At 69.6% G+C, this 23,288-nt stretch carries 17 protein-coding genes; 9 read left to right on the top strand and 8 right to left on the bottom strand.

The window, feature by feature from the left end; translation table 11 throughout:
- The first annotated feature begins 86 nt into the window (after positions 1 to 86).
- Positions 87 to 671, top strand: a complete 585-nt coding sequence (locus tag AB0I12_RS19380) for a hypothetical protein (protein ID WP_359931257.1) — start codon at positions 87 to 89, stop codon at positions 669 to 671.
- A 61-nt stretch (positions 672 to 732) separates the two neighbouring features.
- Here AB0I12_RS19380 and purD read toward each other — a convergent pair whose 3' ends face one another.
- Positions 733 to 2,010, bottom strand: coding sequence for a phosphoribosylamine--glycine ligase (gene purD, locus AB0I12_RS19375; protein ID WP_359931254.1), 1,278 nt, complete (start codon positions 2,008 to 2,010; stop codon positions 733 to 735).
- A gap of 184 nt (positions 2,011 to 2,194) precedes the next feature.
- Here purD and AB0I12_RS19370 point away from each other — a divergent pair, with 184 nt between their 5' ends.
- Genes AB0I12_RS19370 through AB0I12_RS19360 form a run of 3 tightly spaced genes read left to right on the top strand, consistent with a single transcriptional unit; the run spans position 2,195 to position 5,307 of the window.
- Positions 2,195 to 3,043, top strand: coding sequence for a sugar ABC transporter permease (locus tag AB0I12_RS19370; RefSeq protein WP_359931252.1), 849 nt, complete (start codon positions 2,195 to 2,197; stop codon positions 3,041 to 3,043).
- Positions 3,040 to 3,882: a carbohydrate ABC transporter permease gene (locus tag AB0I12_RS19365; RefSeq protein ID WP_359931249.1), complete on the top strand. Its 843-nt coding sequence runs from the start codon at positions 3,040 to 3,042 to the stop codon at positions 3,880 to 3,882. Before AB0I12_RS19370 ends, AB0I12_RS19365 begins: the two co-directional genes overlap by 4 nt.
- A gap of 15 nt (positions 3,883 to 3,897) precedes the next feature.
- Positions 3,898 to 5,307 carry an ABC transporter substrate-binding protein gene (locus tag AB0I12_RS19360; RefSeq protein ID WP_359931246.1) on the top strand — a complete coding sequence of 470 codons (1,410 nt, stop codon included), beginning with the start codon at positions 3,898 to 3,900 and terminating at the stop codon, positions 5,305 to 5,307.
- A gap of 162 nt (positions 5,308 to 5,469) precedes the next feature.
- Here AB0I12_RS19360 and AB0I12_RS19355 read toward each other — a convergent pair whose 3' ends face one another.
- From AB0I12_RS19355 to AB0I12_RS19345, 3 genes are all read right to left on the bottom strand, one after another.
- Positions 5,470 to 6,459, bottom strand: coding sequence for an SEC-C domain-containing protein (locus AB0I12_RS19355; protein ID WP_359931243.1), 990 nt, complete (start codon positions 6,457 to 6,459; stop codon positions 5,470 to 5,472).
- A 69-nt stretch (positions 6,460 to 6,528) separates the two neighbouring features.
- Positions 6,529 to 7,173, bottom strand: a complete 645-nt coding sequence (locus AB0I12_RS19350; RefSeq protein WP_359931240.1) for a hypothetical protein — start codon at positions 7,171 to 7,173, stop codon at positions 6,529 to 6,531.
- A gap of 50 nt (positions 7,174 to 7,223) precedes the next feature.
- Positions 7,224 to 8,084 carry an alpha/beta hydrolase gene (locus AB0I12_RS19345; protein WP_359931237.1) on the bottom strand — a complete coding sequence of 287 codons (861 nt, stop codon included), beginning with the start codon at positions 8,082 to 8,084 and terminating at the stop codon, positions 7,224 to 7,226.
- 152 nt (positions 8,085 to 8,236) lie between these two features.
- Between AB0I12_RS19345 and AB0I12_RS19340 the strand changes: the two genes are divergently transcribed.
- Positions 8,237 to 8,692, top strand: coding sequence for a hypothetical protein (locus AB0I12_RS19340; protein WP_359931234.1), 456 nt, complete (start codon positions 8,237 to 8,239; stop codon positions 8,690 to 8,692).
- 82 nt (positions 8,693 to 8,774) lie between these two features.
- Positions 8,775 to 9,146, top strand: a complete 372-nt coding sequence (locus tag AB0I12_RS19335) for an FKBP-type peptidyl-prolyl cis-trans isomerase (RefSeq protein WP_355484881.1) — start codon at positions 8,775 to 8,777, stop codon at positions 9,144 to 9,146.
- Positions 9,147 to 9,203: 57 nt separating this feature from the next.
- On the opposite strand, the gene AB0I12_RS19330 is transcribed toward AB0I12_RS19335, so the two are convergent.
- A complete protein-coding gene (locus AB0I12_RS19330) occupies positions 9,204 to 12,899 on the bottom strand; it encodes a S8 family serine peptidase (protein WP_359931231.1) in 3,696 nt (1,231 codons plus the stop codon).
- Between the two features lie 142 nt (positions 12,900 to 13,041).
- Here AB0I12_RS19330 and AB0I12_RS19325 point away from each other — a divergent pair, with 142 nt between their 5' ends.
- The 3 genes from AB0I12_RS19325 to AB0I12_RS19315 are packed head-to-tail and all read left to right on the top strand — an operon-like array spanning position 13,042 to position 15,922.
- Complete coding sequence (locus AB0I12_RS19325) at positions 13,042 to 14,025, top strand: hypothetical protein (RefSeq protein WP_359931228.1); 984 nt, start codon at positions 13,042 to 13,044, stop codon at positions 14,023 to 14,025.
- A gap of 54 nt (positions 14,026 to 14,079) precedes the next feature.
- A complete protein-coding gene (locus AB0I12_RS19320; RefSeq protein ID WP_359931226.1) occupies positions 14,080 to 14,694 on the top strand; it encodes a hypothetical protein in 615 nt (204 codons plus the stop codon).
- A 10-nt stretch (positions 14,695 to 14,704) separates the two neighbouring features.
- Complete coding sequence (locus AB0I12_RS19315) at positions 14,705 to 15,922, top strand: glycosyltransferase (protein ID WP_359931223.1); 1,218 nt, start codon at positions 14,705 to 14,707, stop codon at positions 15,920 to 15,922.
- A 163-nt stretch (positions 15,923 to 16,085) separates the two neighbouring features.
- On the opposite strand, the gene AB0I12_RS19310 is transcribed toward AB0I12_RS19315, so the two are convergent.
- From AB0I12_RS19310 to AB0I12_RS19300, 3 genes are all read right to left on the bottom strand, one after another.
- A complete protein-coding gene (locus tag AB0I12_RS19310) occupies positions 16,086 to 21,158 on the bottom strand; it encodes an AAA domain-containing protein (RefSeq protein ID WP_359931220.1) in 5,073 nt (1,690 codons plus the stop codon).
- Positions 21,155 to 22,318 (bottom strand): M48 family metalloprotease, encoded by a 1,164-nt coding sequence (locus AB0I12_RS19305; protein WP_359931217.1) that lies wholly within the window; start codon positions 22,316 to 22,318, stop codon positions 21,155 to 21,157. Before AB0I12_RS19305 ends, AB0I12_RS19310 begins: the two co-directional genes overlap by 4 nt.
- A 76-nt stretch (positions 22,319 to 22,394) precedes the next feature.
- Positions 22,395 to 23,288 carry an ABC transporter ATP-binding protein gene (locus AB0I12_RS19300; RefSeq protein WP_359931214.1) on the bottom strand — a complete coding sequence of 298 codons (894 nt, stop codon included), beginning with the start codon at positions 23,286 to 23,288 and terminating at the stop codon, positions 22,395 to 22,397.

Here is a 23,288-nt window from a genome sequence, read left to right as displayed (position 1 = left end):
CGCGGTGGGGTGCGCGGGCGAACACTCGGAGTGCAGATCAATCACACTCCGCGGCCCCGAGGACCGCGGCCCGAAAGGAACCCGCCATGCGCCGCAAGACTTTCGACGCGCTGCTCACCTCAGCCGGACTCGTCCTCGCCATCGTTCTGGGCGCTGCCGGCGGACTGTTGCTGTGGGCGCACAACTTCGTCGACGACCAGGTCCACAGCCAGCTCGCCGCCCAGCAGATCTACTTCCCGAAGGCCGGCAGCGAGTCCATCGAGGACCCGGCCGTCAAGCCGTACCTGTCCAAGTACGCCGGTCAGCAACTGGTCAACGGCGCGCAGGCCGAGGCCTACGCCAACCACTACATCAGGGTCCACATCAACGAGATGGCCGGCGGCAAGACCTACGCGCAGCTGTCCGAGGAATCGCGGGCCAACCCGAACGACGAGAAGCTGGCCGGCCAGGTGCAGACCGCCTTCCGCGGCGAGACCCTGCGCGGCCTCCTGCTGAACGCCTACGCCTTCTGGAAGATGGGCCAGATCGCTCTGATCGCCGCGATCGCCGCCTTCGCCGCGGCCGGCATCCTGCTGATCCTCTCGATCCTCGGGTACGCCCACCTGCGGACGGTTCCCGCCGACGCCGAGGTCCTGCCGAAGCTGGCCGGCACGACGCCGCACACCGCCTGACCTCCACGACAGACAGAGCCGCCGGCCGCGCCTGGGCCGGCGGTTCTGTCGCGTCCGGACCTCAGACGGTGATCTCGCCGCGCTCGGCCTTCAGCGCGATGTCGGTGCGGTACTGGGAGCCCTTGATCCGGATCTGACCGACCGCGGCGTACGCGCGCTGCCGGGCCTCGGCGAGATCCTTGCCGACGGCGCTGACCGCGAGCACACGGCCCCCGGCCGTCACCAGCTCGTCGTCCTCGAACGCCGTCCCCGCGTGGAAGACGCGGACCGTGTCGCTCTCGGCCTGCTCGATCCCCGTGATCACGTCGCCGTTGCGCGGGCTCGACGGGTACTTCTTCGCAGCGACCACCACCGTGACCGCGGACGCGTTCCGCCAGCTCAGATCACCGTGATCGGCGAGCTTCCCGGTGGCCGCGGCGTACAGCAGACCGCCGAGCGGGGTCTTGAGCATCGGCAGCAGCGCCTGCGTCTCCGGGTCCCCGAAGCGGCAGTTGAACTCGATCACCCGGACACCGCGGGACGTCAGCGCGAGCCCGGCGTACACCAGGCCGCTGAACGGCGTACCGCGGTGGCGGAGCTCGTCGACGGTCGGCTGCAGCACGTTCTCGAGGATGTCGGCGACCAGGTCGTCCGGCGCCCACGGCAGCGGCGTGTAGGCGCCCATGCCGCCGGTGTTCGGGCCCTCGTCGTTGTCGCCGAGGCGCTTGAAGTCCTGCGCCGGCTGCATCGGCAGCACGGTCGTACCGTCGGTGATCGCGAACAGCGACACCTCCGGGCCGTCCAGGAACTCCTCGATCAGCACCTGGTCACACTCGGCCGCATGCGCGAGCGCCGCCTCGCGGTCCGACGTGACCACCACGCCCTTGCCCGCGGCGAGCCCATCGTCCTTCACGACGTACGGCGGGCCGAACGCGTCGATCGCCGTCGCCGCCTCCTCGGCCGTCGTGCAGACGTACGCCCGGCCGGTCGGCACACCGGCGGCGGCCATCACGTCCTTCGCGAACGCCTTCGAGCCCTCCAGCTGCGCGGCCTCGCGGGACGGACCGAAGACCGCGATCCCGGCCTCCCGGAGCGGGTCGGCCAGGCCGGCCACCAGCGGCGCCTCCGGGCCGACGACCGCCAGGTCGACGGCCAGCTCCCGCGCCAGCGCGACAACCGCGTCGTGGTCGGACATGTCCACCGGGCGGCAAACGATCGTTTGCCCTTCGTACGCCGGGCGCAACGCGGCGATGCCAGGGTTGCCCGGGGCCGCCACCACCTGCTCGACCTCGGAATCCTGGGCCAGCGCCCAGGCCAGTGCATGCTCGCGGCCACCCGAGCCGATCACCAAGACCTTCACGGGCGCTCAGCCTAGCGTGCCCTCGCGGTGAAGGCCCCCGGCGGTGTAAGACTGCGCTCTTACTGGAGGTAAACGATTGACTACAACAAGGTTACCGGTGGGTGCTCGCCGCCGTCCGACCCCGGCTCCGCCAGGTCCGTCAACGCCAGGACGAGGCGCCCGTGCGTCCCTGCTGTCCTGGCTGATGCTCGTGCCCTGCCTGGTGGTGTTCGCGCTGTTCATCATCTGGCCGCTCGGCAAGTCGGTGTCGCTGTCGCTGCACGGCTCCGACCTGTTCGGCCGGCCGGACGCGTACGTCGGGCTGCAGCACTACAAGGACCTGCTCGGGTCCGCCGAGTTCCGGCACATCCTCTGGGTGACGTTCGCGTTCGTGCTGCTGACTGTCGTCCCGGGGGTCCTCGGCGCGCTCGTCGTCGTGCTGCTGCTCGAGCAGCACATCAAGGGCATCCGGATCTTCCGGACCGCGTTCGCGCTGCCGTTCGCGTTCTCGGTCGCCAGCGCGTCGGTCATCTTCGCCACCATCTACAACCCGGCGATCGGGCTCGCCAACGGCCTGCTCGGCCGGTTCGGCGTCGACCGGATCGGCTGGCTGACCGACCCCTCGTGGGCGCTGATCAGCGTCTCGATCACCACGGTGTGGATGAGCGTCGGGTACAACGTGCTCGTCCTGTCCGCCGGCATCGGCGCGATCCCGACCGAGATCAACGAGGCCGCCACACTCGACGGCGCCGGCGGCTTCCGCGCGGCGCGGTACATCACGATCCCGTTGCTCGGCCCGCAGCTGTTCTTCCTGGTCGTGATCTCCACGATCCAGTCCCTGCAGGGCTTCGGGCAGATCAAGATCCTGACGCCCGAGGGCGGCCCGGAGCAGTCGACGAAGACGCTCGTCTACTCGATCTACCACACCGCGTTCGCGAACAACGCCAGCGACTTCGGCGCCGCGTCCGCGCAGGCGATCGTGCTGCTGGTGATCCTGCTCGCCTGCACGGCGATCCAGTTCGGCGTCCTGGAGAGGCGGGTGCACTACAAATGAGGCCGGGTCGTGTCGTCACCTACGTGGTCCTGATCGGGGCCGCGCTGCTGGTGATCTTCCCCGTGTACTACGTGATCGCCGGGTCGGTCATGGCGCCCGGGCAGATCTCGTCGTACCCGCCGGACCTGTTCCCGCACGGGATCTTCACCGGCAACTACCAGGGCGCGACGTCGTCGGGGACGCCGATCGGGCAGCAGTACGTGAACTCGATCCTGCAGACCTCGATCATCACGCTCGCGCAGCTGATCACGAGCGTGCTCGCGGCGTACGCGTTCGTCTTCATGAAGATGTGGGGACGCAGCGTCCTGTTCGGGCTCTTCCTGGCCACGCTGATGGTGCCGTGGGAGTCGATCGTGCTGCCGAACTACCTGACCATCACCGGCTGGTCGATCGGCGGCGAGCGGCTGACCGCGTCGTACGCCGGGACGATGATCGCGCTGGTGCTGCCGTTCCTGGCGAACGCGTTCGGGGTGTTCCTGCTCCGGCAGTCGTTCCTGCAGTTCCCGGCCGAGCTGCGCGACGCGGCCACGATCGACGGCTGCGGGCACTGGCGGTTCCTGCGGCGGATCCTGCTGCCGCTGAACAAGCCCGCGCTGATGGCGGTCGGGCTGTATGTGTTCCTGTCCGCGTGGAACCAGTTCTTCTGGCCGTTGCTGATCGGCGACTCGGCGTCCCGCCGTACCTTGCAGATCGGCATCAGCCAGCTCAACGACGCGGAGGCCGCCGACCCGGGACTCATCCTGGCCGGCGTCACGCTGTCCATCCTGCCCACGCTGGCCATCGTGGTCTTCGGCCAGCGCTTCATCGTCCGCGGGCTGACCGCGGGTGCGATTCGCTGAGAAAGGTTGATGCTGATGCGATCCGTCCTCCAACGACGTACGGCGGCCGCTGGATCCCTGCTGGCGGTGCTGGCTCTGGTCGCCGCCGGTTGCGGTGGCGACTCCTCGAATGACGACTCCGGCAGCGGGGCGCTGGACGCCCCGGACGCGAGCGCGCTCGACAAGGCGAGCGGGGTCACGAAGGTCACCTTCTGGCACGGCATGAAGGGCGCGAACGGCGCCGCCGTCGACAAACTGGTGAAGGCGTTCAACGCCGCGAACTCCGGGAAGATCGAGGTCACCGCGGTCTACCAGGGTGACTACGACGACACGATCACGAAGTACAAGACCTCGGTGCAGCAGGGGAACACGCCGTCGGTCGTGCAGATCTACGACATCGGGTCGCGGTTCATGATCGACTCCAAGCAGACCGTGCCGGTGCAGAAGTTCGCCGACAAGGACGGCTACACGCTGGACTCGATCGAGCCGAACATCGCGAACTACTACTCCATCGACGGCAAGTTGAACTCGATGCCGTTCAACACCTCGATGCCGTTGCTGTACATCAACAAGGAAGCCTTCGTGAAGGCCGGCCTCGACCCGAACAAGCCGCCGTCGAACCTCGACGAGATCATGACGGCCGCGAAGAAGCTGACGATCAAGCAGGGCGGGAAGACCGTCCAGTACGGCTTCAACGCGGCGATCTACGGGTGGTTCATGGAGCAGCTGATCGCCCAGTCCGGGACGACGTACTGCGACAACGACAACGGCCGCAAGGACCTCGCGACCAAGGTGAACTTCGCCGACGAGCAGGGCGTCAAGGTCGCGACCTGGTACCAGGAGATGGTCAAGCAGGGCCTGATGCCGAACACCGGCAAGAAGACCGACGACGCCCAGGCCGTCTTCAAGTCCGGTACGTCGGCGATGCACCTGGAATCGACCGGATCACTGCGCGGCTACCTGGACGCGGCGAAGGGCAAGTTCACCGTGCTGACCGCGCCGTTCCCGCACCTGACGGCCTCCGACACCGGCGGCCCGATCATCGGCGGCGCGTCGCTGTGGGTCGACGGCCCCGGCCACTCGGACGCCGAGAAGCGCGCCTCGTGGGAATTCGTGAAGTTCGCCTCGTCCCCCGCCCAGCAGGCGGCCTGGCACACCGGCACCGGCTACTTCCCGATCAACAAGAAGGCCCTCGACGAGCCCGAGGACAAGGCCTGGGTGGCGCAGTACCCGCAGTTCACCACCGCGATCACCCAACTCCACAACACCAAGCCCACCAACGCCTCCTCCGGCTGCATCCTCGGCGTCATGCCCCAGGCCCGCAAGGCAGCCGAAGACGGCCTGGAAAAAGCCGTCCTAGGCACCGACCCGACCACCGCCATGAAGGCCGCCGCCGACTCCATCAAGCCCCAAATCGATCAGTACAACAAGACAGTCAAGAAGTAGCTTCTACTGATTGCAGCCGCCCGGAGCCACCTTCTCCGGGCGGCTGTTGTCTGCCCACGCGTGCTACGCAGGCGCTTACTTCGTCGCTCCGCTCCGCACCGCACCCGCTCCGCGCGCTCCCACCCGCCCCCCGCTTGGCGCGGTGCATCTGCTTCCGGCTGGCTAGGAGCGTGGGAGGCAGCACTTCTTGTACTTGGTGGCCGAACCGCACCAGCAGGGGTCGTTTCGGCCGGGTGGCCAGTTGACCTCGGCGGAGCCCGCCTGGACGAGAGAATCGCTGTAGGCCTGAACGACATCTCCGTCTAGCTGCACACTGCCGGTTGCCCTGGCGAATGCCGCGAGGCCATCGGCCGAACCAACCACGGCCGCCAAGCGGACCGCGCCGTGCTCCGCGAAGGATGCGAAGTCTCGCTCTGTCATTGCTCGATGCTCGTCCCACGTCGCGCCGCAGTCGGCGGCCAGTTGCGGCCAGCGGCTGAGGGCTTCGTCGTACTCCGGCTTTGGCAAGAACATCAAGACCGGCCCGTCGTCCGGCTCCTCCAGCGCATCCAGCAATTCGTCCGCCAGGTCGTCGTGATCGTCGTGCGGCAGTTCAAGCTCGTGCCGCACAGCATGGCGCGCCTGGAGGAGTTCGAATGCCACCATCGCGACCTCGTCGGACGCCGAGGCGGAAGGTTCGGAGTCCAGTTCGTCGTGACGCCGGAGAGCAACGCCGAGTGCCTCCGTCAGCCATGCCTCGGCGGTTTCCGCTCGACCGTTCGACACGAGTACGTCGCTGAGAAGAGTCGCTGCCTCGGAGTCCTGAGTCAGCTGGTCACGCAGAAGCGAGAGTTGCGTCATCGCCTCCTCGTCGCGGCCGGCGAGAAACAGCACGTCCGCGCGAACCGCCATCGGGTAGCACGCCGACTCGTTGCCGGATTGCTCGTAGGCTTCGATACCGCGCTCTGCCAAGGCGATCGCGGCATCTGGCTGGCCGGCATCAGCGGTGATCTCGGCCGCGACGATCAGGGCATAGGAGACATCAGCATCGTCTTTCAACCGGCCATGCTCTACGGCATCGACCAGGGAAGCCGCGAGCAACTCGGGCGACTCGCTGTCGATCGCCTCCTCCGCGATGCGATCGATGTCTTCCGTCGACAACACGCCGTTCATGCGCACACCCCACGGTATCAGCGCAGGACGATCCCGGCTGGACCTACTGCGAGGACGACGAGCAGAAGGTCAGTAGTGCCAGTAGTTGCGGCCGTCGGCGTTCCACTCCAGGGGGACTGTGGTGCGGTTGGTGAAGGCCATGCCAAGGCCCTTGGCGAGCTCGACTGTGCGGGTGAGCTGTAGGGAGAAGGCATGTTGGTTGTCGTCCCACCACTGCTCGTACTGGGTGATGCAGGTTCGGCCGGCGTAGTACGGATTGGAGCAGGGATGGGACGGTAGCCACTTCTGGAGGTGTCGGAAGTTGACGGTGGTGGAGCCATCCGGTGGCTTGATGATGCCGGTGGCATCCAGGCAGTAACCGGTGGTTGGGATGGTCCACTTGACGTAGTGCTGGCGGCTGCCGTCGGACGGGAGGGGCTGCAGGTTGGTGCAGTTCGTGTCGCCGAGGGATTCAGTGGTGACACGTTGGATCTGGGTGAGTGGGCGGCCGGCGCCGTCGTTGTAGCCCTCGAGGAAGACCCAGTCGCCGTCGTGGACGAAGTGTTCCGCGGAGGCAGGCGGCCAGGCTTTCGGGTCGCCCCAGGAGATGTCGGACTCGGTCGCGCTCAGCGGAGTCCAGGCCCACTGCCCGGCCGCGGTGCCGCCGGCGAAGTACTGGCCGGCAGCCTTCTCGAACATCAATGAGTACTGCGCATACGTTTCCGGTGCAGGCACCGTCAACAAACTGACTACCAGAACGAGCGCTTTGATCACAGAGCGCTACTTTAGCCGAGCACCTCGCGGAGCTTGGCGGCGAACTCGTCGGGCTTGCCGGGCTGGCCGTATTCGTTGCCGAGGAAGCCGCCGTGGTTGCTCGGGAACACGACGGGCGTCAGACCGAGCCGCTCGGCCGCCGCCTTTCCGCCGCGGCCCGCGAGGGCGTTGTGCGACTCCTCGCCGACCCCGACCACGATGCGGTCCCGGACCTTGCCCAGGGCGTCGAAGTCGGGCTGGTACGACGTACAACCGCGCAGGTTCTGCCCGAGCAGCGCATCCGTCCGCGACCCGTCGTCCTCCACGGGCAGGCCGAACATCGCGGGATCCGGCGCGGGCTGCTGGGTGTAGTCGACGGGGATCTCGCCGTCGTACATGACCAGCGCGATGAACTTCGCCATGCCCGGCCCGAGGCCGTCGCGCTGGTAGGTCTCATACATGTCCGCGATCGCGGCCTGCGCGCTCTGGTGGTCCGGGATGATCCCGGCGAGCGGCGGCTCGTGCGCGACCAGCGTGTTGATCAGGTCGGGGCGACGGGCGGCCAGCGCCAGTGCGTTGACCGCGCCGCCGCTGCTCGCGAAGATGTCGACCGGCCCGACGTCCAGGTGGTCGATCAGCGCGGCGAGGTCGGCCGCGTGATCCTCCGGCGACAGCTCGGTCAGCTCACCGTCGCGGACACTGCGCTCGACGCCTCGCGGGTCGTACGTCACCACAGCCCGGTCCGCGAAGTACGACGCCAGCGTCGGGAACCCACTGGCCGCCATCGGCGACCCGATGGTCAGCAGCACCGGCCGCTGCGCCAGGTCCCCACGAACGTCGTACGTCAACGTCGCCCCAGGTACGTCGAGTGTCCGGGTCACAGGCTCCGTCATCACATCTCCCCAAAGGTCCGGCCCACCCCCATTGGTCGGCCTACCGGGAGCCTAAACCGTCCGGATCGCCCGGGACACAAGGCTGATCCGTGAAAGCGAACTGAAAGCCGGTGCGCCTTTACTGCGATGGACATCCAACTCGGGAGGGATCAATGCAGACCACGACGAAGCACCGCGGAACCGCACGCGCATTGGCCGCGGCAGGGGCCACCTTGGCCACCTCAGCGGCTGTCGGCATCGCCACGGCACCTACGGCCAGCGCAGCCACCTGCAATGCCGGCAGCGCCTGCGTCTACCAGACGCTGTCCAACGGTTCCAGCAGTCTCCGGTACCAGAACGCCGGCAACGCGACCATCTCGCTCACCACCGGCCCCTACGGCGGCTGGGTCTGGAACAACGGAGTCCGCTACCCCGGCGCCGACCACATCACGCTGACCACGACGTACGGGGGCTACCGCTGGAGGATCTGCCTGCACTACGGTCCCGCCGACCAGAACCAGGGCACCGGCAAGACCACCGCGGCCGCGCTCCAGCCCGGTGAGGTCGTGACCGGTTGGCGATGGCGAGGCGAGTGCGCCTCCGGTGAGGACATCTGGCGCAAGTACTGACGGACAAGCCCGGTGGTTCCGCCCACAGCGGAACCACCGGGGGTACGTCGGCGGTCGGGGGCCGGTCTGCTTAGCTGGGGGTATGACTGAGAAGCCAGAGATCGACTTTCCGGACGGTCCGCCGCCGGCGGATCTCGAGATCACCGACATCACCGTGGGCGACGGCGACGAGGCCAAGGCCGGTTCGCGGGTGAATGTGCACTACGTGGGCGTCGCCCACTCCACCGGCGAGGAGTTCGACGCCTCGTACAACCGCGGCGCCCCGCTGGCGTTCCAGCTCGGTGTCGGCCAGGTCATCCAGGGCTGGGACACCGGTGTCCAGGGCATGAAGGTCGGCGGCCGGCGCAAGCTCGTCATCCCGCCGCACCTCGGGTACGGCGACCGTGGCGCGGGCGGCGCGATCAAGCCGGGCGAGACCCTGATCTTCGTCGTGGACCTGATCAGCGTCAGCTGAGCACAAAGACAACAGCCGGCAGTGACCTCCTGGGTCGCTGCCGGCTGTCTCATGTCGTCACCGGATCGCGGCCGCCCGGATCACCTCCTGGCTGACCTTGTTGCCGGCGTCGTCGGTCGCGGTCGCCCGCAGCGAGAGGTACGACGCGCCCTTCGGCAGCCGTACGTCGGCTGACCAGTCGGCGCCGGTCCGCGACAGCGGCGCGGCCTGCCAGCTGGCGCCGTCGTCGTACGAGATCTCCAGCGTCGCGGCCTTGACCTTCCCCGCGCCCTCCACACCGGCGAGGTGGAACGCGGACAGCCCGATGTGCTGCTTGCTACCGCCCGCGAACGCGCCGTTCAGGTCCGTCGCCAGGTGGTAGTCGAGCTGGATCAGCGGCAGGTACACCCAGTCGCTCGAGTCCGTCGTCTGCGCCCGGAAGTCCCACGCGCTCGTCGTCCGCGTACCGAGCTTCCAGCTCGCCGGCCGGGTGGTGTCCATCTCGAACCGGTAGTCGGCCCAGCCGGACGTCGCCGGTACGCCGGTCTGCACCGCCTGGAACGAGCTCTTCCGCACCAGCGTCCCGTTCTGGAACAGGCGCGTCTCGACCGTCGACTCGTCGTCCATCGCCCCGGTGACACCCTGGTCGCCGCTGCTCGCGGTCGGCACGTTCACCGCGAAGAAGTCGCCGCTGCGGCGCGGGTTCCAGTACCCCGAACCGACGCGCGGCCGGGCGGCCGGCGCGAACCAGGAGTTCGTCTGCACGGACAGCGGCTTGTAGGTGTGCCGCTCGCCCCGCTGCTCCCAGCCCTGCGGGTGGTTCGTCTGCTCGTACCAGTCGGTCCCGGCCTGCGTGGACACGAAGTCGACCCGCTGGGTCCCGAGGTGGATCGGCTCGGTCACCTGCAGGCACGGCGGCCAGAACCCGATGCGGCAGTCGGCCCGGCTCTCGAACGCGAGCTCACCGGTCGGCCCGACGAACCGGTTGACGACCGTGGCCAGCTCCTCGGCCCGCGGCGCGTACCGCAGGTCGGCCGGGATCGCACCGGTGTAGGCCTTCACCAGATCGTACAGGTACGGCGGCGCCTCGGTGCCCATCACTCGCAGCCGAACGTTGCCCCCAGCACCGATCCGCTGGATCAACGGGCCACCCTCGGCCGCCGTCAGCGAGTACACGGGCAGGTCGGTCCCGCCGGCGAGGTCGTAGTACTGACCGGCACCGCTGTTCACCACGACGAGCAACCGCGCTCCGGCGTCGCGCGCAGCCGTTGCCCGCGCGCTGGGCGTCACAGCACTGCTAGCCGTCACGAGCACGGCCTTGCCCCGAACGTCCTTGCCCACATAGTCCGCGGCCGCACCGGCCCCGGCGTACGCCGCCGTCAACGTCGCCTTGCCGTCCCACCGCTTCGAGCCGCGCTGGAGCAATGGGTGCAACTGCGTCAGGTCGACGCTCATCGACACCAGCGGCGACGTACGACGCCAGCGGGACGAGAAGTCGAACACGCCGCCTGCCACCGCGCCGGTCGGAGCGGCGTAGACCTTGGTCACCACCGGCGTCGGCACGTACTGGCTGAGGAACGTCGCGTACTGCCCGCCGATCCCGGAGTCGTGGTACCAGCCCGACCGGCGGTAGACGTCGTCGCCGGGCAGCGGTGTGCTGAGCGTGATCGGGTTCGCCTGCCGCGCGTCGAGAGTGAGGTCGGTGTTCCGCCCGACCACCAGGTGCGGGTTGCCGACCAGCGCGACACCTTCCGCACCGTCGACAGGCAGCCAGGAGTACGCCGCGTACACGCCGGGCTCGAGGCGCTGTTTCGAGACGGTCCCGGTGGCCGGGTCAATCTCGAGCGTGGTGACGAACTGATCGCCGTATTTGTACAGCGTCAGGAACCCACCCGCCGGCTTGCCGTCGCGGCCGACTGCGTGCACGTTGAGGTCGTACCGCTCGCCCTCCATGACCAGGCCGATCGCGGTCTGCGCGATCTGCTTGCCGTCCTGCTTGGCGATGACGGTGCCTGAGTACGACAGACCCGGCGTGGCCAGGTTCGGCGTCGCGGTCACGGTGACCGAAGCGGTGCCGTTCGCGGGCACGGTGACCTGCGCCGCGCCGAGCGTGAACAGTCCGGCCCGCGCGGGCGTCGTACCGTCGCTGGTCACGTCGGTCGACAGGTCGAGCGTGGCGGCGGTGTTGCCGAGGTTCGTGTACGTGACGGTGCGCTCGACCGGCGCGTCGTCACCGTGCGGCCAGGCGTGGAACCCGAACTCGCGCGTCGCGGTCGCGGTGATCTTCCCGAACGCGGCCGCCGGTACGTCGAGCCGCCCGCCGCCGACCTGGTACGCCGTCTCGCCGGCCAGCGGCTTCGCGGTGCTGACCAGTGCGGACTTGACCTGCTCCCCCGTCCAGTCGGGGTGCTTCTGGACGAGCAGCGCCGCGGCGCCGGCCACGTGCGGCGTCGCCATCGACGTACCGCTGAGGGACTTGTAGAACCCGCTGCCCGACGACTTCGCGGCGCGCGCCGCGAGCACGGACACGCCCGGTGCCACGATCTCGGGCTTCACGGTGGCGTCGCCGAGCCGCGGACCCATGTCCTGGAAGTACGCCCGCTCGTCGTTCTTGTCGACGGCGCCGACGGTCAGCGCGGACGCCGCCGCGCCCGGCGAGCCGATCCCGCTGACCCGGCCGTAGTTGCCGGCGGCAATCACGAACAGGGCGCCGGTCTCGGCGCTCAGCTGGTCGACCGCGAGCGCCATCGGGTCGGTGCCGTCGCTGGCCTCGGTGCTGCCGAGGCTCATGCTGACCACCTTGGCGCGGTGCGCGGCCCACTCCATCCCGTCGATGATCCAGGACGCGGCGCCCGAGCCGCCGTCGCTGAGCACCTTGCCGATCGCGAGCTGCGCGGCCGGTGCGACGCCCTTCTCGACGCCGTTCGACGCGGCGCCGGTGCCGGCGACCGTGGACGCGACGTGCGTGCCGTGGCCGTTGATGTCCTCGGTGGTCTCGCCCGGGACGAAGCTCTTGGTCTCGACGATCCGGCTGGTCACGTCGGGGTGGGTCTGGTCGATCCCGGTGTCGAGAACGGCGACCGTCGTACCCGTGCCGTCGAGGCCCTGGGCCCAGGCGCCCGGTGCGCCGATCTGGGCGACGCTCTCCGCCAGACTGGCCTCGACCTTCTCGTCGAGGAAGACCTTCTGGATCCCGGCGCCGAACTGCCCCGGCGTCGCGGACCTAGCAGTGCTAGTGGTGATGCCGGACCAGAACTGCCTGGCCTCGGCCTTGCGCGCGGACAGCCCGATGCCGCTGATGCTCTCCAGCGAGGCGCCACGATCGGCGTGCTGCGGGGTCGCCGCGGCGGCGCGCAGTCCGGCGCGGTACTGCACGATCAGCGGGATCGACTTCACCGACGCATCGTCGTACCCCTGGTCGACGAGCGATGTGACGTTGAACAGCTCGGGGTCGAGACGGCCCGAGGCGAGGTACGGCAGCGCGACGTCCGGTACGACGTGCAGGTCGTCGCCGACCTGCTGGATCTGGACGCCGCCGGCGTTTCCGGCCGCCTGCTCGACGGAGGCGGTCGGCGGGCCGCCGGCGGTATCGGTCAGGGTCACCACGTCACCTGTCACGAGCGTGACGCGGTGGGTGGACCCGGTGGCGGCCTGGATCGGTGGAGCGGCATCAGGTACGGCAGCGCCGCCGGCCTGCGCGGACGTCGTCGTCACCGCGGCCAGAGCCACGAGTGCGGCGAGCCCACCGGCGACGGCACGGGCGGATCGGGACATGGGCGGACCCTTCCTGGGGAGGACCTGGGGAACGGATGGCATGAACATGTCACGCCGCCGTAGACTGCTCAATGGCGGGATTACGGCATGACAGGTGTCCGCCACGCCGGACACCACCGGAGGGCCCTCGAAGGAGCGCACGATGCTCGACGTGCTGGGACTGGATGCGATCGAGGAAGGCGCCTACCGGCGGCTGATCGCGCTGTCGTCGGAGTCGCTGGAGACGTTGGCCGCCGCGATGCGGGTCGAGGTCGCCGACCTCGCCGCGGCGCTCGACGGACTCGAGGAGAAGGGCCTGGTGGCGCGGTCGACTGCGATGCCGGGGCACTTCGTCGCGTCCCCGCCGGCGCTCGCCCTCGGGTCGCTGATCGTGCAGCGCCAGGAGGAGATCCGGCGCGCACAGCTCGAGCTCGGGCGGCTCGCCGAGCAGTACCGCGGGGTGATGGCGGACCGGTCCGACACCGACGTGATCGAGGTGGTCCGCGGCGCGCAGGCGGTGGCGCAACGGTTCGGCCAGATGCAGCGCGGGGCGTCGGACGAAGTCCTGGCGCTGGTGAAGGCGTCGGTGGCGATCGTATCCGCGGACGAGAACGTCGACGAGGACGTCGCGCTGGCGCGGGGCGTGACGTACCGGGTGGTCGTCGAGCGGGCGGCGTTCAGCAAGCCCGGGTTCGTCGACCTGGTGTCGGAGTCGCTCAAGGCCGGTGAACTGATCCGGGTCACCGGCGACCTGCCGCTCCGGCTGGTGGTCGCCGACCGCTCGCTCGCCTTGTTGCCCTTGGCCCCTACCGCGACCGATTCCGCCGGCGGCGGCCTGCTCGTCCACCCGTCGGGGCTGCTGGACGCGCTGCTGCACCTGTTCGACCTGATCTGGGCGAGTGCCAACGAGGTGCTGCCCACCGACACGGGCACCACCGAGCTCGCCGCCGATCGCCTCGACGACGTCGACGCCCGGATCCTGACCTTGCTGCTGGCCGGTCTTACCGATCAGGCCATCGGCGGCCAGCTCGGGATGTCGCTGCGCACCGTGCAGCGCCGGGTCAGCCAGCTCATGGATCGCGCTCAGGTGGTCACCCGCTTCCAGCTGGGCCACGAAGCTTCCCGTCGCGGCTGGCTGGGTGTCTGATGGTCGGGTAGTTGTACTCATCCGCCGGACGCGGCGGCCGGATTGACTGGTGGTATGACGACGATGGTTGCCACACCCGCGGTGCGAGCGGATTGGGTCCGGTACGCCGCCGTGCTCGCCAAGGTCCTGCTGTTCGGGTTGTTGCTGTCGGCACTGATCTGGCCGGATCTCAGCGGGATCAAGACAAAGGCGTCGACCGCCCGCCTGATCGTGTACCCGATCGGCGGGATGGTCCTGCCGCTGTGGTGGTGGGCGTACGGGCGGACGCGCAGCACACTGCACCGCAGCTTTCCCTGGGCTGCGGACCTGCTGATGACGCTGCCGTGGCTGATCGACCTGATCGGCAACCGGCTGAACCTGTTCGACACCGTCGACTGGTGGGACGACGCGATGCATTTCGTCCTGTGGGGATTCCTCACCGCCGGAGTGCTGCTGGCCTTCGCGCCCCGCGATCTGTCCCGCCCTATCACCACATTGGTCGCCCTCGGCTTCGGCGCCACCGCCGCGATCGTCTGGGAAGTCGGCGAGTACGTCACCTTCGTCCGCAACTCGCCCGAGCTCGCGACCGCCTACACCGATACCCTCGGCGACCTGACACTGGGCACCTCGGGTGCCCTGCTGGCCGGCCTCGTGCTGTACCAGTTCCGTAGGAAACCGACCGACAGGTAGGGGATCGCACGTGCGTGTTGTGTTGACGGCTTGGGGATCACGCGGAGATGTCGAACCACTCGTCGCTCTCGCGGTGGCGCTCCGCCAGTTCGGCGCCGAGGCGGTCGTCTGCGCGCCGCCGGACGAGGACTTCGCCGTACTCCTGCGGCGTGCCGAGGTCCCGCTCGTGCCGCTCGGCCCGCCGGTGCGGTCGGTGGTGTCGCGCGCGAAGTCGGCGGCTCGGCCCGACCCGTTCCAACTGGCGTCAGAGCTGGTCGCCGCGCGATTCGAAACACTCAGCGCCGTGGCTGAGGGCAGTGACGCGCTGGTCGCGACCGGGCTGATGCCGGCCGGTGCGCGGGACGTGGCTGACCGGCTCGGCCTTCGCTACGTCCTCGCGTGCTACCACCTCCTCGGACTTCCCTCGCAGCATTACTCGCCCGGCGCCCGGCCGGGTACTCCGTCACCGCAGGACGAGACCGACAGGCGCGTGCTGTGGGAGCAGGACGCTCAGCGCGTCAACGCCCTGTACGGCCCTGCGGTGAACAGCCACCGCGCAACACTCGACCTACCGCCCGTGGAGAACGTCCGGGACTACGTACTGACCGATCAGCCGTGGCTCGCGGCCGACCCGACCCTGTGCCCGTCGAAGGGCCTGACTGAGCTCGACGTCGTACAGACGGGTGCCTGGTTCCTGCCGGACGACCGTGCGCTCCCTGCGGAGCTGGAGACGTTCCTGGAGGCCGGCGAGCCGCCGGTCTACGTTGGGTTCGGCAGCATGTCCGCGCACGCGCCGCAGGACATCGCCCGCACCGCCGTCGAGGCGAGTCGGCGGCACGGTCGGCGTGTGCTGCTCTCGCGGGGCTGGTCGGAGCTGGATCTGGCCGACTACGGCGACGACTGCCTTGTCATCGGCGAGCTCAACCAGCAAGCGCTCTTCCCTCGACTGGCCGCCGTCGTACACCACGGTGGCGCCGGCACCACGACAGCTGCCGCACGCGCCGGCGTACCGCAGGTTGTCGTGCCGCTCCTCGGAGACCAGTCGTACTGGGCGTCCCGGGTCGTCGCACTGGGCATCGGTACGTCGTACGAGGGCTCGACGCAGACCGTCGACTCGCTGTCCGAGACGCTCGGCGAAGTGCTGGCCCCGGAGGTCCGCTCGCGAGCAGCAGAGGTGGCCGGCGCGATCAAGCCCGACGGTGCGACAGTCGCAGCGCAGCTACTGCTCGACGGCGCGACCGGCAGCTAGTCGACCAGCGGACTGACCAGCTCGAGATGGGATCAGGCGGCGTCGGCGGACGCCCGACCGCTTCGCCGAGTCGTGGCGAATGGCTGGTGCGGGGATGTGCGAGTCGTGGATCGCGGCACTTCTGCAGAGCCGATTCTCACGACTCGGCGAACTGCTGCGGAGTTCAGGCGTCGGTTGGGCGGTGGAGGGCCTCGAGGAGGTGGGTGACGACTGTGTCGGGGGAACGAGACCAGTCGGTCGTGAGGACGTGGTGGACTCGCCAGCCGGTGGTCTTCAGGGCGGTCGGGTGGGTGGTGAGACGCTCCAGGAGTGTGTCGGCGGCGACGCGCTCCGGTGTGTCGACGAGCACCGCGAGTCGGTGGCCGGCGTCGCCGGGGAGCTTCAGGGCCAGGTCGCAGCGGAAGACGGACTCGCCCACGGCGAGGTCGACCTCCACACCTCGCGCCTCGAGCGCAGCGGCGAGCTGTTCGACGACGGGCGTCGGGCGGCCACCGGCCGCGGGCGTGGTCCGCAGGCTGTACGACGCGAGCGCGGACTTGGCGGCGGCCTGGTCGCCCCGGGAGACGGCAGCGGCGTACCCCAGGAACCGGCGCAACGTGTTCGCGCCGTCGTTGTAGGTGTTGGTGATCGCGTCGGGCTCGATGCTGCTGACGATGACCATGTGCTCGCGCGCCCGGCTGAAGATCACGTTCAGGCGCTTCTCGCCGCCCGACGTGTTGATCGGGCCGAAGTTCATCAGCATCCGGCCATCAGGGCCGGCCGCGTAGCAGACGCTCATCAGGATGATGTCGCGCTCGTCGCCCTGCACGTTCTCCAGGTTCTTCACGAACAGCCCGGCGTCCTGTTCGCCGTGGGTCCGCACCTGCTCGGCCTCGTACAGCGCGGCGAAGGCCGGGTCGCGCTCGGCGAGCTCGTCCAGCGCCCGCTCGATCTCGCCCTGCTGCGCCTCGGAGAACGCCACGATCCCGAGGCTCTTGCCGGTCTCGCGCGCCAGCAACTCCCGCACCAGCGAGGCGAGCCATCGCGCCTCGGCCGGATTGGTCCGCCGGACGTACACGCCGTCGACGAGTCGCACCGACGTGATGCTCCCGCCCAGCACGCTGTCGCACACGTCCGACACCGGGGCGTCAGCCTGCATCGTCCACGGCGGCGCGGCGTGCGGTGGCAGCCGGTCCGGAACGGTCGCGAGCTTGCCCTGGTAGAACGCCGCGTTGCTGAACGAGATCAGCGCCTCGGAGCGACTCCGGTAGTGCCACGTCAGCATCGTCGACGCCAGCCGCAGCGCACTGATCGAGAGGAAGCTGTCCTCGGTCAGCGCGATCCCGACCTGCTCGGCGGCCTCGTCGTCCACCTGCAGGTCGTCGCTCTCGGTCCGGACCCGGAAGTACTGCGTCGGCGGGAGCTGCATCTGGTCGCCGACGACGATCACCTGCGGCGCCCGGTGCAGCGCCGGGATCGCTTCCTCCACGGGGATCTGACTCGCCTCGTCGTACACCACGACGTCGAACGACGCGGTCAGCGGCAACGTCTCGGACACCGAGGACGGGCTCATCAGCCACACGGGACGCAGGACGGACACGACCTCGCCGGGCGCGCCGGATGCGAGGTCGCGGATTGACCGGTACCGCATGACCTTGCCGAACTCGTGCTCCAGCTCCCGCCGCCCGGTCGCGAAGGTCTTCTTGCGCTCGCGATCCTCCGTGGACATACCGGACACGCTGCGCTCGGAGTGGTCGACCTCGGCGAGGAAACGGCGCCGGACCTGCGCGACGACGACTTCGGCGTTGAGCGCGGTCAGCTCGTCGTACACCATGCTCAGCTCGCCGACGATCGCGTCGACGCGCTCCGAGGACAGCTGCAGCGGTGCGGCCGCACGAGCGCGTTCCCACTCGGCGGCGCACACGGCGTACTCGAGTTGGTCGGGCGTGGCGTCGAGGTGACGGAGGGCCGTCCGGACCGGTGACGGGACGCCGGCGAGGTCGCGGAGCCGGGACGCGACCGCACGGGCGGTCGGGCTCTCGGACTCCAGCCGACCGAGCAGTTCGCGGAGGTCGTCGACCGTCAGCGCGTCCCACTGGTAGGCGAGCAGGTCGCGCGTCGGCGCCTCGGCCTGCTCGAAGCGGTCGGCCAGGCGCGAGAGCTGAGCGGGGGCGCCGTCGCGGAGGACGAAGCGCCAGTCAGGGATGTTCTTGCGCGCGGCGGCGAGTTGGTCGATCAGGTCGCGCGGGTCGTCCACGCCCCAGTCGAGCCGGCTCTGTTCGGCGTGTTGTGCCACAGCTGCCGTGGCGGACTGTGCGGCGATCAGATCGGTGAGGATGTCGGTGACCGACGGCGGGACGGCCCGGGTCGTCGCGTCGAAGCCGCTGCGGACCAGGCTCTGCACCCGGCGCCAATCCCCGCTGAGGAAGGAGAACAACCCGCCTTCCTTGCTCTGAGCAACTTTTAGCGCGGCCCGCGCATCCGTCGGCGCCAAGGGCTCCTTCCAACCGGCAGCTTCCTTCCATGCAGCCTGCTCGGCGCCCACAAGCTGCTTCCGCTCCGCGGCGGCCGCCGCCAGATCCTGCGCTGCCGGCGAGCGCGGAACAATCGCCTCGACCCGATCCAACGCAGCCAACGGCTCCAGCAACCGCCCAAGCCCCGCCAACCCACGCACGTCATGCACAGCCATCGCCCCGGCTTCGGCACCACCGCCGGCTTCGGCTTCGGGAGCGGGGTCGTTCGACAGGTCGATCGCCGCCAGGGCGGTCGCCGCCGCGTCCCACCGGGTGCGGAGCTCACGTGCCGCGGTCGGCAGCTCGGCGTCGTCCCAGCGATCGGCCACGACGAAGGCGAGCGAGCTCCGCGCCAGCACGCCGCCGGTCGACGGATCCGCCGCGGCCAGCCCCGCGGCAACCTCTCGGACGACGTCCCGCGCAGCCCACCAGTCCGCGATCGGCGGCAGCCCCACCCCGAATCGTGCGTTCTGCTCGGAGTCCGGCGTCCAGGCGTGCGTGTGCAGTTCGGCCAAACGATTCACGAGGTCGCGAAGACGAGGGCTGCCGGAGGCCAACTGCTCCTCGTACGCATCGACGGTCGCCAGCAGCCGATCGACGCGCGCAACAAGCTCCGATCGGCGCGCGGTCAGCACGTCCAGGTCGTCCTCCGCGGACAACCACGACTCGTACGTGTCCCGGAGCCCGTGGACGAACGCCTTCTTGTCGCCCTGCGAGTCGTGGATCAGCGCGCACAGACCGTCCAGCCGCCGGCTCGCCAGCCGCGCGTGCACGACGTCCAGCGCGGCCCGCTTCTGGCAGACGAACAGCACCCGCTTCCCGCGCGCGACGAAGTCCGCGATCAGGTTGGTGATCGTCTGCGACTTGCCCGTCCCGGGCGGTCCCTGAATCACGAAGCTCTCGCCGCGCCGCGCCCGCGCGATCGTCGCGACCTGCGAACCGTCCGCGGGCACCACCAGATGGCGATCGGCCGACGGCAGCTCGGGCAGCACGGTGCCGACCGGCCGTGGCCGGTCCGAGAACAGGTGATCGAACGAGGCCGCGGACTCCCCGGTCGTCAGCAGCTCGTCGTAGTCACGCACCAGCCCCAGCGTCCGGTAGTTGAAGTTCGCCAGCGAGACCGCGCACAGGTCGACGTCCCACGAGTACGGCCCGCCCTCGGTATCGAGCGAGTACACGTCGGTCTCGATCGCGCCCGGTCGCCGCGGCTCCTCGCCGAGCGCGATCCCGAGCGGCAGTATCTGCTGCGCGATCTGCGTCCGGAAGATCTGCACGCCGAGCGGTTGGTAGTCGGTCCGCCGATAGGAGTACGGATACTGCTTCCCGCCAAAGCCGGTCGCGACATTCCCGTGCCGGCGACGGTTGTACGTCCGCAGGCGGGTCATCGCGCGTTGCCGCACCAGGTCGATCCGCGGCTTCTCCCGCAGATGCAACCGCAGCCCCGGCTCGGTCGCCTGGATCTCCTTCGCGAGCCGCTCGTGCAGCTGCCGCATCGCACCCGGTGCCGACAAGTCGACAGTTTCCGGCAACGAGATCCCGTACAGCTGGCGCAGACTGTGCCGCAGCGTCGGGTTCACCTCGGCGATCGGATCCGTGACGTGCAACGTGTACGAGTCCCGCACGCCGCGCTTCTTCGTCAACTGCACCTTCGCCAGCACCAACGGCGACGCGAGGCGGGTGTCCCGATCGTTCTTCAGGTCGTGCCAGCGCAGGAACGCCGGCACCAGACGAAGCTGGTCCTGCCCGTAGTCGGCCCGGTCCCGGCGCGCGGTGGAGATCAGTTTGTCCAGCGTGTTCGCGGCGTACGGCGCCTCGTCGTACCGGATCCACTTGCCGAGCGGCTGGGCCTTCTTCAGCAGCGGCCCCGCGAGGTCGTCGCGCCAGGTGAACAGTTGCTCCGAGCGGATCGTCCGGACGTCGAGCATCAGCGGGACCGAGACCTCGGTGAGGTTCAGCGTCTGCGCGGTCGCCCGGAAGTTGATCAGCCGGTTCCGCCGGGAGAGGTCGAAGAGCCGGTCGCGGAGCGCGCCGAGCACCGCGGTCCGCCGGTCCGCCGCGCCCCGGACGATCGCCTCGACGTCGAAGTCGAGCGGCTGGTCGCGGTAGTTCTCCAGCTGCTCGATGAGCGAGTGCAGGTCCTGCGCGCGCCGGTGCCGGTCCGGCTCGGCCATCTGCGCCGCGACCGAGACGATCACCGGGTGCAGGTCCGGATCCAGCCGGTACAAGTTGCCTCGGGCATCGATCAGGGCGGCGACGTCCGCGGTCCTGGACAGGTCGAGCCCGCACCCGAGCGCGAGCAGCAGCTGGCCCAGGCTGAAGATGTCGGTGAGCTGGTCGTGGTGCCCGACGACGTGTTCCCAGCTCTGCCATCCGGCCACCAGCGTCGGCGCGGCGATCGCGTCCGGAACCGGCTCGGGCACGACGGTGGTCTCGCGCCCGCCGCTCTCCCCCAGGTCGAGGTCGGCCTGCCGCTGCGCGACCACCTCCACGGCCGACGGCCGCTTCCCCTGCCGGGCGTCGATCTGCTGGGTGGCGAGCGTCGGCCGGCCCGCGTCCTCGGGCGCGAAACCGAGCCTGTTCTGCTCGTCGACCACAATCCGGTCGAGGCCGCGCAGCGGCGCGACCAGCCCGCGCTCGTGCACAGCGGCCGTCTCGTGGAACAGCGGCAGCACGGACGCGAGCAACGCGTCGTTGCCCAGACCGCCCTGCGAAACGGCCAGCGCGACCAGGTCTTCGGCGCTCATCCGGCCACCTCCGCGGCCTGCACGAAGCGCGTCCGCTGCTTGTCGCTCCACCCGAGCTCGTCGTCCGCGATGTCGACGTACCCAGGCAGCCCGGACCGGCGGGCGACAACCAGCGAGGCGATCAGCCCGGCGTCTCCGGTCTCCGGATCGGCTGTGGCGAGATCGAGCAACAAGTACGACAGGTAGCGCTTGGTGGCCGCAGCCAGCGGGCGTGGTCGCGGCAGCGGCGCACCGTCCACCGGACGCACCGCCAACGGTTCGTCGAAGCGCACAGCTCCTCCTGGCACCCCGAGCGGACCGGGCGGATCCGCGAAGCCGGCGGCGGCCGCGGCGACCGCATCGGTCCGCAGCCCCTCGGCGTACGCGACCGCCGCCGCGAAGTCCCGGCTCAGCTCGCGCAGCAGCACAGCGTCGAGCAGATCAGGCGCGTCCACGTCGAGCGGCCCGGTCACCAGAACCTCGACGTCCTCGCCGTCGAGCCAGTTCTTCAACGCCCACGCCCGTCCGACCGCCTCCGGGTGGGACGTCCCTCGACTGCCCGAGCGAAGATCGAGCGATTCGGCCTGCCGCAGGTACGCCGCGGGGTCCGCAGTGCTCAGACCTGTCTCCAGCTTGAGCAACGCGCGGATCGTGGTGGTCAGGTCACCGCACGCCGTCAACGCGCCCCGGTCCGCGAACAACTCGGTCGCGAGCGACCAGCGGCGATGCGTCTCGAGGTACTGCGACGGGGTCCGCGCGTCACCCGCTGCCGCGTCGAGCAGCCGGTCGACGGCCAGATACGCACCGCTGTCGGCCTGCCACAGCAGCCGATGCGCCAACTCATGGCCGATCACGGCGGTCAGCTCGTCCTCGTCGAGCCGGTCGAGCAACGCCCCTTGGAACACGATCACGGCCTTGCCGGCCTGGTGCAGGTACGCCGCGTTGGGCTCGCCGCTGACCTGGAAGTAGTCGATGTCCGGATCCAGCTCCAGCGCCGCGGCCGCCCGCTGCCCGGCCCGGAACACCGCCGGATGCGCGTCGGCCTCCAGCCGATAGGCATTCCGCAGCAGCAGCTCGTCGAGCGAACCCTCCGGACCGCCGTGCAACGCCGTCCACGCACGCTCGTCCGCCTGGCGGACGACCGCCAGGACGGACCGGTGATACGCGAGCGCTGACAACATGCCCGCCACCATAACCATCCCGACCGACGAAAACCGATACCGCTTGCTGCCGTACGGCGTACCCCGGTCCGCGGCGCTAGCGGTCGATGGGCCGGCAGACGCCGTTGGCCGCGGCACTGGCTGCCAGCGCCGCGGCTGCCGGACTGGCCGGCGCGGTGTCCTGGACGGACCGGTGCCGGCCGATCGGCACCACCATCGGCGTACCGGCGACCGGATCGGGCACGACCTTCGCGGCCAGCCCGAACACGTCCTGCACCACGTCCTCGGTGATCACCCGCGACGGGTTGCCCTCGGCAACGATCGCGCCGTCCTTCATCGCGATCAGGTGATCGCCGAACCGGCAGGCCTGGTTCAGGTCGTGCAGCACCAGCACGATGGTCCGGTGCTGCGACCGGTTCAGGTCGACCAGCAGGTCGAGCACCTCGAACTGGTGCGTCAGGTCGAGGAACGTCGTCGGCTCGTCGAGCAGCAGGATGTCGGTCTCCTGCGCGAGCGCCATCGCGATCCACACCCGCTGCCGCTGCCCGCCGGACAGCTCGTCGATCGGCCGGTCCGCGATCGACAGCACGTCGGTCGACGTCAACGCGGCCGCGACCGCCTCGTCGTCGGCGCGCGACCACTGCCGGATCCACCGGGTCCGCGGGTACCGCCCGCGGCCGACCAGGTCCGCGACCGTGATCCCCTCCGGCGCGGTCGGCGACTGCGGCAGCAGGCCGAGCTTGGTCGCCACCTCCCGGGTCGGGATCTGCTGGATGCTCTTCCCGTCGAGCAGCACCGTCCCGCGCGAGGGCTTCAGCAGCCGCGCCAGCGTCTTCAGCAGCGTCGACTTGCCGCACGCGTTGGCGCCGACGATGACCGTGATCTTCCCGGTCGGGATCCGCACCGACAGGTCGTGGATGATCTCCCGCTGGTCGTAGCCGACCGCTAGACCGTCGGCGGCCAAGCTGTGTTCCACGGACTTCTCCTCCAT

This window comes from Kribbella sp. NPDC050459 (assembly GCF_040655315.1).
In the GTDB taxonomy this organism is placed as follows: Bacteria; Actinomycetota; Actinomycetes; order Propionibacteriales; family Kribbellaceae; genus Kribbella.
This window is presented reverse-complemented; position numbering and strand designations above follow the sequence as displayed.